The sequence below is a fragment of the Photorhabdus noenieputensis genome (genome assembly GCF_018448935.1).
Lineage (GTDB): Bacteria > Pseudomonadota > Gammaproteobacteria > Enterobacterales > Enterobacteriaceae > Photorhabdus > Photorhabdus noenieputensis.
Genome location: NZ_RCWC01000190.1, coordinates 1 through 443, shown reverse-complemented (window position 1 = coordinate 443; position 443 = coordinate 1). Strand labels below are relative to the sequence as shown.

Annotated in this window: 1 tRNA gene and 1 rRNA gene; both read left to right on the top strand. The window is 49.0% G+C overall.

Annotation, left to right across the window (positions count from 1 at the left end):
- Window positions 1-80 (top strand): 16S ribosomal RNA (locus EAE91_RS23800); the annotation flags it as partial.
- An 82-nt stretch (window positions 81-162) separates the two neighbouring features.
- Window positions 163-238: transfer RNA gene (locus EAE91_RS23795), tRNA-Glu, on the top strand.
- Window positions 239-443: the final 205 nt, after the last annotated feature.

Here is a 443-nt window from a genome sequence, read left to right as displayed (position 1 = left end):
TGACCACTTTGTGGCTCATGACTGGGGTGAAGTCGTAACAAGGTAACCGTAGGGGAACCTGCGGTTGGATCACCTCCTTACCTGAGATAGGTTGAGTGCAGTGCTCACACAGATTGTCTGATGAAAGTCGAGAGCAAGGGAGTCTGCGAAGCTGACCAACGGGTCCCCTTCGTCTAGAGGCCTAGGACACCGCCCTTTCACGGCGGTAACAGGGGTTCGAATCCCCTAGGGGACGCCACTTGCAGGATAACGGGTGAAAGGCGTTGTCATCAAAGTATCTTTAAGCGGATTGATGATAATCGGTTTAGCGATACAAGCTCTTTAACAATCTGGAACAAGCTGAAAAATTGAAATGCTCAATAATATCACCGAGGTGTTATTGAGTTATCTCTCAGGCTGAACAATCCGAGACTCTTTCGGGTTGTGAGGTTAAGCGACTAAGC